17 protein-coding genes are annotated in these 13,894 nt (G+C 44.5%); all 17 read left to right on the top strand.

Annotated elements, in window-relative coordinates; genetic code table 11:
- Positions 1–312 precede the first annotated feature (312 nt).
- On the top strand, positions 313–699 hold the full coding sequence (locus HF312_20035) for a hypothetical protein (GenBank protein MCU7522513.1): 387 nt from the start codon (positions 313–315) through the stop codon (positions 697–699).
- The gene (locus tag HF312_20030) at positions 699–2,393 is read left to right on the top strand and encodes a terminase large subunit (GenBank protein ID MCU7522512.1); all 1,695 of its coding nucleotides are present in this window, start codon (positions 699–701) and stop codon (positions 2,391–2,393) included. Before HF312_20035 ends, HF312_20030 begins: the two co-directional genes overlap by 1 nt.
- Before the next feature lie 14 nt (positions 2,394–2,407).
- Complete coding sequence (locus tag HF312_20025) at positions 2,408–3,625, top strand: phage portal protein (GenBank protein ID MCU7522511.1); 1,218 nt, start codon at positions 2,408–2,410, stop codon at positions 3,623–3,625.
- Positions 3,626–3,638: 13 nt separating this feature from the next.
- On the top strand, positions 3,639–4,241 hold the full coding sequence (locus tag HF312_20020) for an HK97 family phage prohead protease (protein ID MCU7522510.1): 603 nt from the start codon (positions 3,639–3,641) through the stop codon (positions 4,239–4,241).
- A gap of 19 nt (positions 4,242–4,260) precedes the next feature.
- Positions 4,261–5,445 (top strand): phage major capsid protein, encoded by a 1,185-nt coding sequence (locus HF312_20015; protein ID MCU7522509.1) that lies wholly within the window; start codon positions 4,261–4,263, stop codon positions 5,443–5,445.
- A 23-nt stretch (positions 5,446–5,468) separates the two neighbouring features.
- On the top strand, positions 5,469–6,065 hold the full coding sequence (locus tag HF312_20010; GenBank protein ID MCU7522508.1) for a hypothetical protein: 597 nt from the start codon (positions 5,469–5,471) through the stop codon (positions 6,063–6,065).
- A 24-nt stretch (positions 6,066–6,089) separates the two neighbouring features.
- Positions 6,090–6,422, top strand: a complete 333-nt coding sequence (locus HF312_20005; protein ID MCU7522507.1) for a hypothetical protein — start codon at positions 6,090–6,092, stop codon at positions 6,420–6,422.
- Positions 6,392–6,775, top strand: a complete 384-nt coding sequence (locus HF312_20000; GenBank protein ID MCU7522506.1) for a phage head closure protein — start codon at positions 6,392–6,394, stop codon at positions 6,773–6,775. Before HF312_20005 ends, HF312_20000 begins: the two co-directional genes overlap by 31 nt.
- Entirely contained in the window at positions 6,772–7,188 is a 417-nt protein-coding gene (locus HF312_19995; protein MCU7522505.1) for a hypothetical protein, read from the top strand. The genes HF312_20000 and HF312_19995 overlap by 4 nt, the downstream gene beginning before the upstream one ends.
- Before the next feature lie 15 nt (positions 7,189–7,203).
- Entirely contained in the window at positions 7,204–7,776 is a 573-nt protein-coding gene (locus HF312_19990; GenBank protein MCU7522504.1) for a hypothetical protein, read from the top strand.
- A 2-nt stretch (positions 7,777–7,778) separates the two neighbouring features.
- Positions 7,779–8,147, top strand: a complete 369-nt coding sequence (locus HF312_19985) for a hypothetical protein (protein ID MCU7522503.1) — start codon at positions 7,779–7,781, stop codon at positions 8,145–8,147.
- 172 nt (positions 8,148–8,319) lie between these two features.
- Entirely contained in the window at positions 8,320–8,724 is a 405-nt protein-coding gene (locus tag HF312_19980) for a hypothetical protein (GenBank protein ID MCU7522502.1), read from the top strand.
- A 2-nt stretch (positions 8,725–8,726) separates the two neighbouring features.
- Complete coding sequence (locus tag HF312_19975; protein ID MCU7522501.1) at positions 8,727–10,181, top strand: hypothetical protein; 1,455 nt, start codon at positions 8,727–8,729, stop codon at positions 10,179–10,181.
- A 2-nt stretch (positions 10,182–10,183) separates the two neighbouring features.
- Positions 10,184–11,032 carry a hypothetical protein gene (locus tag HF312_19970; GenBank protein ID MCU7522500.1) on the top strand — a complete coding sequence of 283 codons (849 nt, stop codon included), beginning with the start codon at positions 10,184–10,186 and terminating at the stop codon, positions 11,030–11,032.
- A gap of 3 nt (positions 11,033–11,035) precedes the next feature.
- Positions 11,036–12,079: a hypothetical protein gene (locus HF312_19965; GenBank protein MCU7522499.1), complete on the top strand. Its 1,044-nt coding sequence runs from the start codon at positions 11,036–11,038 to the stop codon at positions 12,077–12,079.
- On the top strand, positions 12,070–13,074 hold the full coding sequence (locus HF312_19960; protein MCU7522498.1) for a hypothetical protein: 1,005 nt from the start codon (positions 12,070–12,072) through the stop codon (positions 13,072–13,074). Before HF312_19965 ends, HF312_19960 begins: the two co-directional genes overlap by 10 nt.
- Positions 13,071–13,894, top strand: an 824-nt coding sequence (locus tag HF312_19955; protein ID MCU7522497.1) for a hypothetical protein, incomplete at its 3' end; no start/stop codon positions are given. The genes HF312_19960 and HF312_19955, both read left to right, overlap by 4 nt.

Genomic DNA, 13,894 nt, shown 5'->3' with positions numbered 1-13,894 from the left:
TGCACAGCATGTCATGATGCAAAGCGTGGCAATGATGTCTACATCAGAAATGATTTGACCTTTGATGCAAATGGTCAGTTGATTAAACGTGCATAAAAAAAGCCAGACATTGTTAAAAGTGCAATGCCTGACTACTAGTGTAGATTTAGATGACAATTCTACACAATGATTGTAACAAAACTACAGTAAAAAGTCAATTAGAGTGACATTTATTGTACATAGCCCCCCGGTATTGGACAAAAAAAGTCCTATTTTTAGCACCGGGCGCGGAGTTAACTTTTTCACACAAGGCACTTGTAAGGGGGTGTTGTTATGGACGACGAAAAAGACGAAATCGTTGGCAAGTTTTTCGATGATTTGACCAGAACAAAAAAGATTAATCGCGAAAAGCGGAAACTTAACAGCATCATCAAACAGTTGGACGAAGATACCAAGAAGATCTGTGGGCCCCTGATTGATAACATCGCTTTTGCCATTGTCCAGCTGGAAGAGCTTAGAGAGCTCATCAAGCGTGACGGCTACTACGAAACATACTTCAATGGCGAGAACCAAAAAGGTCTCAAGAAGAGTATTGCAGCTGATCTCCAGATTCAAGTCGGCAAGAACTACTCCATGTTCCTAAAGCAGCTGCGTGAGATTCTTCCCCCGGGAACTGCCGGCGGGGATGAGCTCGACAAGTGGAAGGCACAGAATAAGTAATGGCCAACTACATCCGCGAGTACTACGAAGAAATCACCCGGGGGCGTATCGTGGTCTCCAAAAAAATCCGGAAGCAGATGGATCGATTGGTTAATCTGCTTGATCATCCGGAAGAAAACTATATTACCAAAGTCAATCTTGACGGATCGACTTACAAAGAATATTTTGTATTTGACGAAAAGGCAGCGTCTCTTCCGATTAGTTTTATCGAAACGTTCTGTCGGCACATCAAAGGCGAGTTTGCAGGCAGGCCCATTATCCTGGAACTGTGGCAAAAGGCCATCATCCAGGCATTGTATGGATTCGTTTCTGTTGTTGACGGGTACCGCCGCTTCAGGCGGATCCATCTGTACGTTGCCCGGAAGAACGGAAAGACTTTATTGGCCGCATGTTTAATTGTCTACGAACTGCTCGTAGGTGGAGAAGCCGGTGCTGAGTGCTATACAGCTGCTACCAAACAGGATCAGGCCAAGATCGCCTGGGACATGGCCAAGTTGATCATCCAGAAGAATCCGTCATTGCTAGGGAAGTTCCGCATCACGGTAAATGGGATTTATACCAAGCCCTACAGCGACAGCTATTTCAAGCCGGTATCGAAGGAATCCAAGAAGCTTGACGGTGCCAATGCTCATATCGTCCACATCGATGAATTGCACGCGATTACGGATAGTAACATTGTGGACGTTCTCTGGGATTCAACCAAATCCCGCAAACAGCCAATCGAGATCATCACGACGACCATGGGAACCGTCCGTGTATCCACATTTGACGAGACTTATGAATATGACGAGAATTTTCTTGAAGGTATTTATACTGATGACCGTTTGCTTGTATTCTGTTATGAACTGGATGAAGAAAACGAGTGGAAGGACAGGGCTTGCTGGATAAAAGCTAATCCGAATTTGGGTGTGTCGCAATCGATTTCCGATCTGGCTGAAGAAGTGCAAAAAGCGCTCAACGATTCATCCAAGGTTGTTAACCTGCTTTGCAAATCATTCAATGTCCGGCAGACGAGCCGTAAGGCCTGGCTGACTTTTGAGGAATTCAATAACACCGAAGTCTTTGACTTGTCGAAGTTTGACGATGCACTTGTTGTTGGAGGTTTTGACCTTTCCAGAACCGGCGACTTAACATCTTTTACGACATTGCTGTTTGACAAGAAAAAGAAGAAAATTGTTGCAGAGACAATGTATTGGGTCACCAAGAAGTATCTGGAAAAAGCCACCAAGGTGCCTTTCAAGCAATGGGTTAGGCAGGGATTGGTCAGGGTCAGTGGTGATGAGAAGATAAATTATCATGACATCGTTGATTACGTCTGGGAGCAGTTTGAAAAGCACAACTGGAAGTATGTCGCAATCAATTATGACTCATACTCGGCGGAATACCTGGTTGAGGAACTGGCCCAGAAGGGTTACTCGAGAAAATATATTTTGAATCCGGTAATTCAAGGGTTTAAGACGTTATCTATTCCGATGCAGGAACTTGGATCGGACCTGAAAGAGAAAAAATTGAGTTACCAGAACAATCCGGTCACCAAATGGTGTCTATCCAATGTTGACTTAGTTACTGACCGTAACGGAAATTATATGCCTGACAAGAGCAATTACGAACGAAAGATTGATGGCGTGTCCACGATCATAGACGGCTATGTTGCTTATTGCCAGAACAAAGAATATTACATGGCGGAAGAGTAGGTGAGAAAGTAGATATGGGTTTAATCGGCTTTATTTTCGGGAATCGCAAGAACTCCCAACAGAAGCTTAACGCCAACCTGGTGAATCTGCTGAATTCATCAATCTTCAGCACTAACTACAGCCCGGAACTAAATGACTCTTTTATGAGCTGTGTTCAGGCTCATGCGCGGCATATTTCAAAGTTTAGACCGACCGTTTACCTGAAGGACAAGCCATATCACGACGAACTTAATAGGCTCCTGCAGATGAGACCAAATCCGCTCATGGAAGCCGGGGCTTTTTACGAGAAGGTAGGGTATCACTATTTTGCTGAAGCCAATGTCTTCATCTACATTCAGCGCGATTTGAATGATGGGCGTGAGCCTATTGTAGCCCTTTGGGTGTTGGATCCTGCGTCTGTTGAAGTAAAAATGGGAGCGGATAAGCAGTTCTATCTTCGTTTCAACATCCAAGGCGAACAGATAACCACGGATCTCAGTTCAATTATTCATATCGCCAGGAACGTCAATAATGCCGAATTTTTCGGGCAGAAGAGTGAGGCAATCAAGAAGATCCTCAATGTTATGAATACAAACTATGCAGGAATTGAAAATGCTATTAAGACCAGCGCTTTCTTGCGTTTCATCCTGACGACAACGTCACCCATGAACGAGAAGGACCGTATCGCCAGGGCAAAGGCCTTTGCTGATAATTATCTGGCCCAAGATGGTACGGGGGTTGCCTACATTCCTTCTGGTGAAACAATCACCCAAGTGAACAGTCAGCCTAAATATGCAAATGCCGAGGAAATGAACCACTTCGAAGAGAAGATCTATAAGTTCCTGGGAATCAACGATAAGATTGTAAAAGCTACTTTTTCGGAAGATGAATGGCAGGCCTATTATGAGAGCTCAATCGAACCATTGGCCATTAAGCTTCAGAACGAAATGACCTATAAACTTCTCACCCAGAAAGAGCGGGAAGTAGGCAATGAGATCCGCATCGATGCCAATCGGCTGCAGACCGCAAGCTTGTCAACCCGGGTAAAGATAGCCATGATCATGGAGAAGCTCCCAGTTTATACGCCTAATGATGTGGCCAGACTGCTCTTTATGCCGGAGACCAAAAATGGTGACAAGGAATTCAGCAATCTGAATTATGTTGATGCAAACAAAGCTAATGAATACCAAGGAGTAGGAAATACAAAGCCAAAGGAAAGCGAGGAAACGGGTAATGAACCAGACAAGAAATGATATCCTGGAGAAGATGTTTAGGCATAACGATTATAGGCGCCTCATGGAGGTCCGGGCCTTGGATCCGGATGCGGCCAATCCTGATGAGATGATCTTAGAGGGGCGCGCCATCGTTTATGATACTAAAACCAAACTTTTTTCCTATGGTGGCGTTGATTACTACGAGATTATTGAAAAAGGTGCCTTGGATGAGGCAGATACAAAAGATGCATTTTTTAAATATAACCATTCGGATACGGTTATGGTCATGGCCAGAACCAAAAATGGCACCTTGCAGTTAGATAATTCGTCGGATGGCGTTAAGATCAAAGCCAAACTTGCGAATATCACTGCTGCGAAGGATCTTTACACGCTAGTTAAGCGCGGAGACATCGATAAGATGAGCTTTGCGTTCACCATAAGGGAAGAATCGTACGATGAAAAAGAACACACATGGAAGGTTCGAAAAATCGACAAGCTTTTCGACGTCGCAGCTGTCGCTATGCCCGCGTACGAAGATACGTCTCTCTATGCCAGACGGCTCGGTGATGTGGAGACACGCCGGGAACAGGTGGAGGCCTTGGAACTGGCTAGAAAACGCGCCCAGGTGGAACTAGAAATCTTAAAAAATTTATAAGGAGGAAAACAAAAACAATATGAATCCAAAACAAACAAGAATCAACGAGATTGTAACTCGTATGAATGAACTTGAAATTGAACTGCGGACTGCTGATGCAAATCGTATTGTTCAAATTCAGGAAGAAGTCCGTAACTTTAAAGCTGAAAAAGATCGCCTTCGTAGTGAACTTGAAGCGGAAGCCCGCGCAGCTTTTAATGGTGGAACTCCAGTTGTTCCGCAAAATCCTGAAGAACGCGATGAAGTCATCGCCAACATGTCGAAGCGCCAGAAAATTTGCCTGTTGGTAGGCAAGTACTCCCGTGGTAAGAAACTTACTGACGTTGAAAAACGTACTCTGGGAACAGCTTTGACAACTACGGCAACCACTTATGTCGCAGCCACTGAATCAGTTGACGGAGTCAACAATGCCGGCGTCCTGATCTCGACAAAACTCATCCTTGAACTCCTGAAAGAAGAAGGCAAGCTGAGTCCAATCCTGGCTGACATCAATTTCCTTGCCATCTCTGGCTTGGTTGATTTTCCGTTCCGGAAATCTCGTACCAAAGCCAATGCCAAAGCTGAAGGTGCTGAAGGCACTGACAACCAGATGGAATGGGGCAAGTTGTCTCTCGTCAAAGGTTATCTGCAGACTATCATCCCGGTTACCGATGAAGTCCGCGCTCTGACCGATTTTGACTTCGGCGAATATGTCATCAATGCCATTCTGCAGGACATCAACGAAGACTGGGTCGAAGACCTGATCTACGGCGCAGGTTCCGGTGATCACATCAAAGGTTTGACCATTGGCGCTACTGCAGCTGTTGCTGGCGGTTATACTGCCGTTACAGATGCTCTCATCAAAGGCATCAAAGCTTGCAAAGGCAAATATCGCAGAGGAGCCAAGATCTATGCGGCTCAGGATGTTGCCGACGAGGTTCTGTTCGCCGTGGACGACAACGGAAATTTCAAGTATCCGGTTTTCAACAACACCACTGGAATTTCTTCCATTGGTCCGATCCGTCTTGAAGTGGATGAAAATCTCCATGAAGGCGACTTCGTAATCGGAAACGTCAACAAGTGGTTCAAAGTCAATGGCCTGATTCCGCTTCGCGTTGAAACCAACAGAATCACCCGCAAAGGCGTGACCGAGTACATCGCCAGCGAGTATTGCGCATCTGCTCCGTTTGTGGGTGCCTTCATCCATGGAACCAAAAAGGCCTAATCGTTAGGTCTTGGAGGTGAACTATGGGAAGAAATGTTGAAGGTTTGAAAAAGGCCTTAACCAACATCTCCGGTAAAGATGTTGTGGGCGAGACTAAGGGCGAAGTTTACAACAACTTCAATCTGCATTATGTAGATGTCAAGCTTGCCCTGGTAATCAAGAATGCTGCTGGCCAAGTAGTCGCCACTCCTACTGTGGCCGTTGCTCTGGGTGAGACAGCAGTCAATGCCGGCACGGATGGCAAGTACCCTGTGAAGATGGGCACTTATGCCGTTTCTGTTTCAAAGACTGGCTATGAATCAGCATCTGTCAATGTCGAAATCACATATGACGATGCAAAAGCTGAAACCAAAGAGGTCATCGTCGTTCTCCATGAACCGTGCGATGTAACCTTCGCGGTTAAAGACGCCCTGGGTGCAGCAGTGGATACTCCAACCATTACAGTGACTAAGGATGCTACTCCAGTCACGGCAACAAATGGGGTCTATGCTTGCGGTAAAGGCACATACAGTTATTCCGTGGCCAAGACAGGTTATACAACCGCTGAAGGCACATTCACGATTGCTGATGCCGATCTCGATACCGCAAAAGAAATTGCAGTTGAATTGGCAGCTGCCTAATAATATTTAGAGGAGGTTGGTTCTATGGATATTTTGACTAAGGAGCAGGTTGCGGAAGCCATTTATGTGGATGCCGATTTCAGCCCGGTGACATTAGAAAGATATGCAAAATCAGCCTCCTCTTTTCTCAAACAAAAAACCGGTTATGATTTCACAAAGCGACCCGATCAGGTAAATGATTTGGGTTTAACGGATATTGAGCCTTTGGCCATCGAATGTGCCATGATGTATGTAAGGCAACTACATTTTCAGGGGCAAGGATATAACAAAGAGCATGATTATGCCCTAGGGATATCATCCCTCATCACAGATTTGCAGGTGATAGCATGCAAACTTCTGGCAACAGTCGAATCCTAGTCAAGGATAAGCTGATCAAGATATTCAGTCTTTATCAGCGAAAAAACCTAGATAATGAAACGATAACAATCAAGCACTATCATCATCCACAGAATCAAAGCCTGAAAGCTTATGTCAGGAATTTAAGCGCATCCGAGCAATTTGCATCAAATGCCAACAAAGATAACAGTACAATCCAGTTTACTATCAACCATCGGAATATCAGCAATGATATGTATGTTGAATTTGCCGGAAAGACGTATGCGATTACGGCTCCTGACAAATATGAATTTTACAATACCGACATCAAGTTTATGGCAAAAGAAGTGGCGCCAATTACGGCAGAAGAAACAGAATATGAGGTGTGGTCATGAAGACAAGCGACGCAATCAAGCTTATCAATGCTCAGATTCCCCAAATTCTCACGGCTGCCAAGCTTACTGATGGCGAAATGGTTAGTGACCTGAAGGGGGCTTCCGGCATCATGTTTTGGGCAAATACGGTCAAGAATGCTGATGCTTCCGTGAAGGAAACCTACGTTACCTGGAAGATCATATCAACGGATCCGGCAAGTTTTGCGGATGATGATGTGCGGACCCGAAACGGCTTTGTGACCGTAGATGTCTTCACCCGAAAATCGGTAACAAGCAAAAACATCCAGGATCTTATGGTGGACCTTGAGACGGCCTGCAGAGTTGATGGATGGCGATTCGAACTCAACACAGTAATTTACGAACCTGAAAATGACCTGAATCATTTGGCGTTCGATTTATCCAAAATCTTTTAAAGAAGGAGGAATAAAATGCTCAAGAAACTAAGATTATTTCCGATTACGACCCGGAATAATGATGCACTTCCGACATACGGCAGTCCCATCATGCTTCAGACTGAAGCCGTAAGCGATGAGCTCAATTCGGTGGAAATAAGCATCACACCAGTTGTAAAAACCAAGACCTTGTCGGCCGATGACAAAGAAGTTGAGCTGAAGCGTGATGTCCGATATACCGGAACACTTCGGGCTTATCATGTCGATGCCGATGCAGCTGCAGCGATTTTCGGTTTTACCAAAGACGCGAACAGTAACATTGTGGAAGTCATGAACGCGGCTAAAAAGTCATTCTGCATCTTCTTTGAGGCGGGAACCGGGAAGGAAGTCAAGTACCAGAAGTATTTGTACGATGTTAAATTTGACACTCCGAATTTCTCGTTTGCGACGGATGCCGGCGAAGAAACTGCAAACCTTGAAATCACCTTTACCGGCGAATTTGTCGTCATTGGCGGCAAGCAAGTAAGAGGCGTTACGGTTTACAGTGGAAAGACAGGCTTTGTAGCAGATGAACCTACAACAGTTTATGCTGAAGCTGCTGGTGCTTAAAAATGATTTTCAAATTCAAAGATTATAACTTAAGCAACAGTATTTCGGTCTTCAACCATTACAAGCGGATCACAGGGAACAGTCTTGAAAAGGACTTAAGGCGCATCGAACAAAGGGAGAAGATACTCAAGGATCCGAAAGCTACTGAGGCTCAAAGAGATGCAGCCATGGACATTGATGAGATTGAGATCATTCAGTATGTTTACTGCGCAATGCGCTGTGCGGGAGAAGCAAAACCGCTTGACATTGAAGCAACCGTTAACGAAATTGATGTTGCTGACCTTGTCGATGGAAAGCTGCAGGAAGCGATCCTGAAGCTTGTTGACGTAAAAAAAAACACTGGGCTACTAGCCAAAATAATGAAGCGATAGATTTCGATTTGGCTATCGCTCTTACTTTTTCTAAGCTGCAGATTCCAAGCTTTTATTTGGATGTTTGGGATATGCAGACATACCTTGATTTCTTGGATTTATATTTGAAGAAATCGAATTCCGAGGAACCCGGAAAGACTTTATCAAGTGATGAAGAACTGGAGGCATTCTGATGGAATCAATGGATATTTACATCAAAGAGCGTCTTTCTCATGTCACTCAGGCCGCTCTGGAAGCCTATCATGAAGTAATTGACAAAGAAGCAAAGAAATGCTACGAGAATATACAAGATGGGATTCCTGTTGGTTCCCGAAAGGATCTCGCTCATGGCGGGCTTAAAAAGTCCCTTAAGATTGAAAAAGTTAATGAACCGGGTATTTATGGATATCAGATTTATTTTGAAGGTGTCAATGAAGAAGGGATTGAGTATAAAACCATAGCAGGGTGGCTGAATAAAGGTACTTCGAAAATCGAGCCGATACGCTTTGTGGATAAGTCGGTACGGAAGCTGAAGGGCCTTGACAAGAGAATTGCAAAAAAGTTTTTAATGAAGATTGAACAATTAGGAGGTGATTGACGATGGCAACAAAAGTATCACGTGATCTTAGAGAAATCAACGAAGCGGTGGCTAAACTCGATTCGTCAATCGCCTCTTTGACGAAGAAAAATAGAGATCTGGATAAGTCGCTTAAGCTAGATCCAACAAATACAGTTTTGCTTGCATCCAAGACTAAGAATCTGCAGGATGCCATAAGTGCGGCCACACAAAAAGTGCAGGAACTTAAAAATGCTCAGGCCCAGATGAAAGCAGCCGTCGACAGCGGGAAAGCGCCTGCTGAAGAATATGAAAAACTCAAGATAGCAGTCGCCAAAGCAGAGGTCCAGCTCAAAAGTCTTAATGCCGAAATGGTTAAGACCAGCAGAACGGATCTAGCGGGGGTTGCTGAAAAGCTCAAGCCGGTATCAAGAATCGCGCAGGCCGCTCTTGCCGGCATAGTTGCCCTGGGAGTAGGGTTTGCCAAGACCGGGGATGAAATCCAGAAGGCCAGTGAGAAATACCGCATTTCAGCCGAAGAATTTCAACGCGGTGACTATATTTTTGACCGCGCAACCGGAGACGGCGAAGCCTACACTAGGGCCCTTGAAGCCGTGACAACGCAGCTTGCCTTATTGGCCAAAGGATCCACTAAGGCACAGGCCAACTTTGCTCAACTTGGTCTGTCCTGGTCCGATCTCCAAGGAAAGAGTCCGGCTGCAGCTCTACAGATTATCCTGGATAGACTTTCCCAGATTGAAGATGTGGAAGACCGTGCGACCAAGGCCAATATTATTCTGGCTGCTGCAGGAACAGAAGTTGCTCAAGTTGCTTCGCTAACAAGCGCGGAAATCGAAGAACTGAATGCTCAGCTGGAGAAACAAGGAATGCTGTCTTCTGATGAAGCCGAGACGGCTGCTGAACTTAATGACAAGATGGAGGATTTCACACTGTCAATCAAGAAGGTAGTAGCCGAATTAGGAGTGTCCCTGATACCATTATTTGAGGCCTTACTCAATATTGCAAATTCTGTGACACCTGTCATATCGGGGATCGCTAGAGCGTTTTCCGCAGTCCCGGGACCAATACAGGCCATCGTAGCAGTGGTGCTCATTGTTTTGGCCATTCTTCCTAAACTGGTCACCGGCATTGCCGCGGTCAGGACAGCACTAAAATTTTTAGGGGCAGAACCGACTGCGGCAAAGATATTGCTGATTGCCTCAGCGGTTGCTTTGCTCATCATCCTGCTTGTGGAATTGGCTAAGTGGCTCGCATCCATCTTCGGTAAAAAATACGATCTGGACGTTAATTCTTCGGCCCTTACCAGTGGTGGAGATATCGCAGGATCCGTTGGCCAGACGACCAATTATCAGGCATCGAGCAGCACTACAGTAAATAACTATTATGATAATTCTACGATGAACAACACCATTGAAAAAGAAGCTGATGCGGACGAGATCATCAGTAAGCTCAGAATCAACGTAGCAGGGAGACGATAACCATGCCAAGAAGATTTGAGTTTCGCATTTATGATGAGACGAATGAAAGTCTCCTTGTTGATAGTTATAAACTTGACTTTGTGACCGTTCCTTCAGGATTGGGTTTCGTGCAGAATGTTTCGGTCATTTCCACTGATACCGTTGATTACATTATCAAGCAAAGCCTGGCCCGCACAGACATAAAGCTGAATGTGGAATTTGCTGAGCCAGGGTCTTACCTAAGAGTCAACAGCTTCCGTTCCTGGTATGCCAAATACATCCGGAAAAAAGTCATATTTTATTATCATGACGGGACTGTTGCCAGGTATATGGATTGCGTAATTAAGAAATTCGAATTATCCGAAATAAAGGATGGCTATAACACGGTCCCAATCACTATCCAACCGCTTACTCCCTTTTATCTCAAACTTGACAAGAATATTATTGTGTCCATCCAGACATCCGGGAAGGTCTATCCGTATGCGTATCCATATGCGTATGGCGGAGGGATCCTTTCGAATAATGTGCTTACCAATATTTACTTTGACAAGATTCCGCTGACTGTAAAGCTCACTGGCCGCATCGTCAATCCCCAGATCAGCTTGCGCCATAAGGAATCCCAAGAGATATACGCAACAGTAAGTTTCCCGGAATTGGTTCTTGCTGAAGGATCTTATCTGATTATTGATGCAATCAACTCCAGGGTGCTGTATTTTGATGGATTGACTTTGACGGACGGATATAATATACTGGACCATACCAAGGAGACCTTCCTTTATGCGGACCCGGGTGACAGCGATATAGTAGTCAATTTGGATCAGCTGGAAACCAAAGCTTCAGCGCAGATATCCTACGTCCAGTATGTGGTGTAACATATGTTTTACGTACTGTTTGATAAAAACTTTGTCGCCTTGGGAAACAAGAAAACTTATCCGGTTGAAAGCTGGAGCCTTAGAAAACGCGCAAACGAATTTGATGAGTTGAAGATAACCGGCATGGTCGTGGATTCGAATATTGAACCGGTTTATGTTACTCTTAACGATGATAACGGCCATATCAAATACATTGCCTTATCCGGAAATCCGGAAATTAAGGATGGTAAGGCCACCATCAATGCGGTTGATTTGAAAACGATTCTTAACACCGAAGGCGTGATTGATTTAACAGGCCTTACCGAATTAAACACCTTGTCAGATTTGTATACCAAGGTTTTTGCCGGACTTTATTCTCACAACAAGAATTTCGGGTACAGTCTCCGATTTGACTTTTTGGAGTCAGATACGCTCAACGTGGATCCTACAAGTATCGTTGCGGAAATCAGCGTGGCCAACATCTGGAAGACAATACAAAACGTTAACGCCTTCTATGGCACCTTTCTTGAGTTTTCGGCGAATATGGCTACTAAGGAACTGATCATAACTGTAAAGAGGATAAACAATCGAATTGGTATTAATCCTGATGATTTTAACGTTTTGAATCACACCAAAATTACCAGCGGAACCAATAAAGTGGTTGCCGGCGATAAGACTCTTACAGCTGCAACGGTCAAGGTCTATTATCTGCTAAACGACAACACAGTTGTGGATCAAGGGGACGCGAACTATTTTGATACCAATGGAGTTATCCTTCAGGCGCATGAAGGCAAGATCATCTATCCGGCCAAGGTCAAATACATCCAGGAAGAGGATCCAATGAAAGCTTATACCAAAGCTGTCGAAGAACTCATGAAGCAGCGATACAATGAAGAATTTGAAATCGATACTAAAAGCAAGCTTGGATACCTGCTTAAGGATGTAAGCTTATCCTATGAAATTGAAGTTGCGAATTATAAGAAGCTTCCAGTGAGTGAAATCTATGAAAGCAGCAAAGGCGAACGGATAATCATGATCGGGAAATTGGAGGAGTTATCATGGCAATGAAACTTAATCGAAGCTATAATCAAGAAGTTTCAGCATACGAGGATCGTGTTATGTTGCACATGATCAAAGGCGATTCCGGAGTTATTCCGGGAATCTATGATAGCTTTGAAGCTGTTGCGGATTCAGCCGCCAAAACCGTAACCGTAAAATCCGGAATGGGTCTTATGTATGGCCATCAGTATATCCTTCCTTCAGGAGAGACAAAGGTCCTAGACCTTTCGCTGTTTTCCTCCCCAGATGATTGCACAACGATTTTTGTGGAGATTGATTGCAGGGACCTTTATAACGAGATCGTTGATATCAAAGCAATATCGCAGAAGTACAGTTATCCGGTAATTTCGTCAGCTGACCTGATTACAACTCCTCAAGGGGTTGCTCGTTATGAGCTATATTATGCCTGGTTTGAAAATGGCGTATTGATTTTGGAGCAGGCCTTCGTCCCACTCGAGAATGATACTGTCAATAACAGCAGATATATTAACCGGAATAAGATTACTTACGATCCAGCAAAGGATGCACTCACCGTTACTCCAACCGGGGCGAAAACAGGATACCTGGAGAGAAAAGTATTGATATATTCCGGCGATAGCCACGCCGAATTATACGCCAATAATACCATCGAACTATTAGATGCATTGGCTGAAGGAGATATGTGGGAAGTCCATTGGTCATTGGGTCCCGGGGTATCAGTTGGCGGTGTCATGAATTACGAAAGTCCTCGTATTACCCGGGGACGGGGTTCCGTGATAAAAATAAGCGGGACAAAGGGCGGAGACATTGCCATTATTAATACGAATGTCCGCTTTCGTTTATTCGATTATTCGTTGAGCCACGATTCTTCTGGGACTTCGAAAACTTGGAAATTGGGAACACCTCTTGTCTATTTACTTTATGACTTCACATCTTCAGGAGGAGCCTTGTCGTGGGAAAAACCTACGGGTAATTACGGAATCGTGATATCAAAAATTTATAAGATTTTAGGAGGTAATGTATGAAGCTCCTAGAAAAAAACAATGTAGCCCAGACCGTCTTTGATGGTGCCAGGCTTAATAAAATATTACTCCAAAACAAAAATGGAATTCTTCTAGGGTGCGACCTGATTTATACATCACAGAAGATCCTGATCAGTAAAGGCCTGCTCACCATCGAAGGATTCCGGGTAGTCTTTGACAACGAAGATTTGCTCACTATGACCGTTTTGCCATCAAGTTTGACCAAGTATGTTATGGCCATAAGACTGACAGTTGCCAATGCTGATATTATGTATGAGCTTGTCACCAATCTTGCAACTGAAGCAGTGCATGATGATATCCTGACAGATGAAGCCGGAGTTTTCGAGTACCCGCTTTGCGAGTATTACGCAGATGCAACCGGCATCATCCAGGTTAATTCTTTTGCTAGGAAGTTGAATTTTACTGTTGTTGCTTACGATGATACCGATATCCGCGGTTTGCTTTCTGGAAAAGCTGATTTGGCCAATGGCAAATTGAGACTTGATCAGCTCCCATATAAGGCCGATGACTTTGTCCGTTTGGCATCCATCACAACGCAACCCGTTACCGTTGACCCTGAAATCAAAAAGTATTTTGATATCACCACGGGGCATCTGTTTGAACACGATGGCATCAATTGGGTAGATATTGGGGTGCCGGATGCGGATGCACTTTATGTTTGTGACAACGCCTTTTACAAGTATGATGGTGGCGTAATGCTAAACAGTTACTTGCCAGTACGGGCAAGCGGCTCTGAAGCTGCCGCTGGAACTGATAATAACAAGTTTATCACTCCAGTAACGCTTAAGGAGGTCATGGATGC

The sequence above is a fragment of the Ignavibacteria bacterium genome (assembly GCA_025612375.1).
In the GTDB taxonomy this organism is placed as follows: Bacteria; Bacteroidota; Ignavibacteria; order Ignavibacteriales; family SURF-24; genus JAAXKN01.
The sequence above is the reverse complement of the archived record's forward strand: the minus strand, read 5'-3'. Positions and strand labels throughout refer to the sequence as shown.

Bases quoted from the DNA above. Each gene is read 5' to 3' on its own strand.
- HF312_20015 (MCU7522509.1), top strand. From the start codon at position 4,261: ATGAATCCAAAACAAACAAGAATCAACGAGATTGTAACTCGTATGAAT.
- HF312_19980 (MCU7522502.1), top strand. From the start codon at position 8,320: ATGGAATCAATGGATATTTACATCAAAGAGCGTCTTTCTCATGTCACT.
- HF312_20035 (MCU7522513.1), top strand. From the start codon at position 313: ATGGACGACGAAAAAGACGAAATCGTTGGCAAGTTTTTCGATGATTTG.
- HF312_19990 (MCU7522504.1), top strand. From the start codon at position 7,204: ATGCTCAAGAAACTAAGATTATTTCCGATTACGACCCGGAATAATGAT.
- HF312_19975 (MCU7522501.1), top strand. From the start codon at position 8,727: ATGGCAACAAAAGTATCACGTGATCTTAGAGAAATCAACGAAGCGGTG.
- HF312_20025 (MCU7522511.1), top strand. From the start codon at position 2,408: ATGGGTTTAATCGGCTTTATTTTCGGGAATCGCAAGAACTCCCAACAG.
- HF312_19995 (MCU7522505.1), top strand. From the start codon at position 6,772: ATGAAGACAAGCGACGCAATCAAGCTTATCAATGCTCAGATTCCCCAA.
- HF312_20010 (MCU7522508.1), top strand. From the start codon at position 5,469: ATGGGAAGAAATGTTGAAGGTTTGAAAAAGGCCTTAACCAACATCTCC.
- HF312_20000 (MCU7522506.1), top strand. From the start codon at position 6,392: ATGCAAACTTCTGGCAACAGTCGAATCCTAGTCAAGGATAAGCTGATC.
- HF312_19970 (MCU7522500.1), top strand. From the start codon at position 10,184: ATGCCAAGAAGATTTGAGTTTCGCATTTATGATGAGACGAATGAAAGT.
- HF312_20030 (MCU7522512.1), top strand. From the start codon at position 699: ATGGCCAACTACATCCGCGAGTACTACGAAGAAATCACCCGGGGGCGT.
- HF312_19965 (MCU7522499.1), top strand. From the start codon at position 11,036: ATGTTTTACGTACTGTTTGATAAAAACTTTGTCGCCTTGGGAAACAAG.
- HF312_19985 (MCU7522503.1), top strand. From the start codon at position 7,779: ATGATTTTCAAATTCAAAGATTATAACTTAAGCAACAGTATTTCGGTC.
- HF312_20020 (MCU7522510.1), top strand. From the start codon at position 3,639: ATGTTTAGGCATAACGATTATAGGCGCCTCATGGAGGTCCGGGCCTTG.
- HF312_20005 (MCU7522507.1), top strand. From the start codon at position 6,090: ATGGATATTTTGACTAAGGAGCAGGTTGCGGAAGCCATTTATGTGGAT.
- HF312_19960 (MCU7522498.1), top strand. From the start codon at position 12,070: ATGGCAATGAAACTTAATCGAAGCTATAATCAAGAAGTTTCAGCATAC.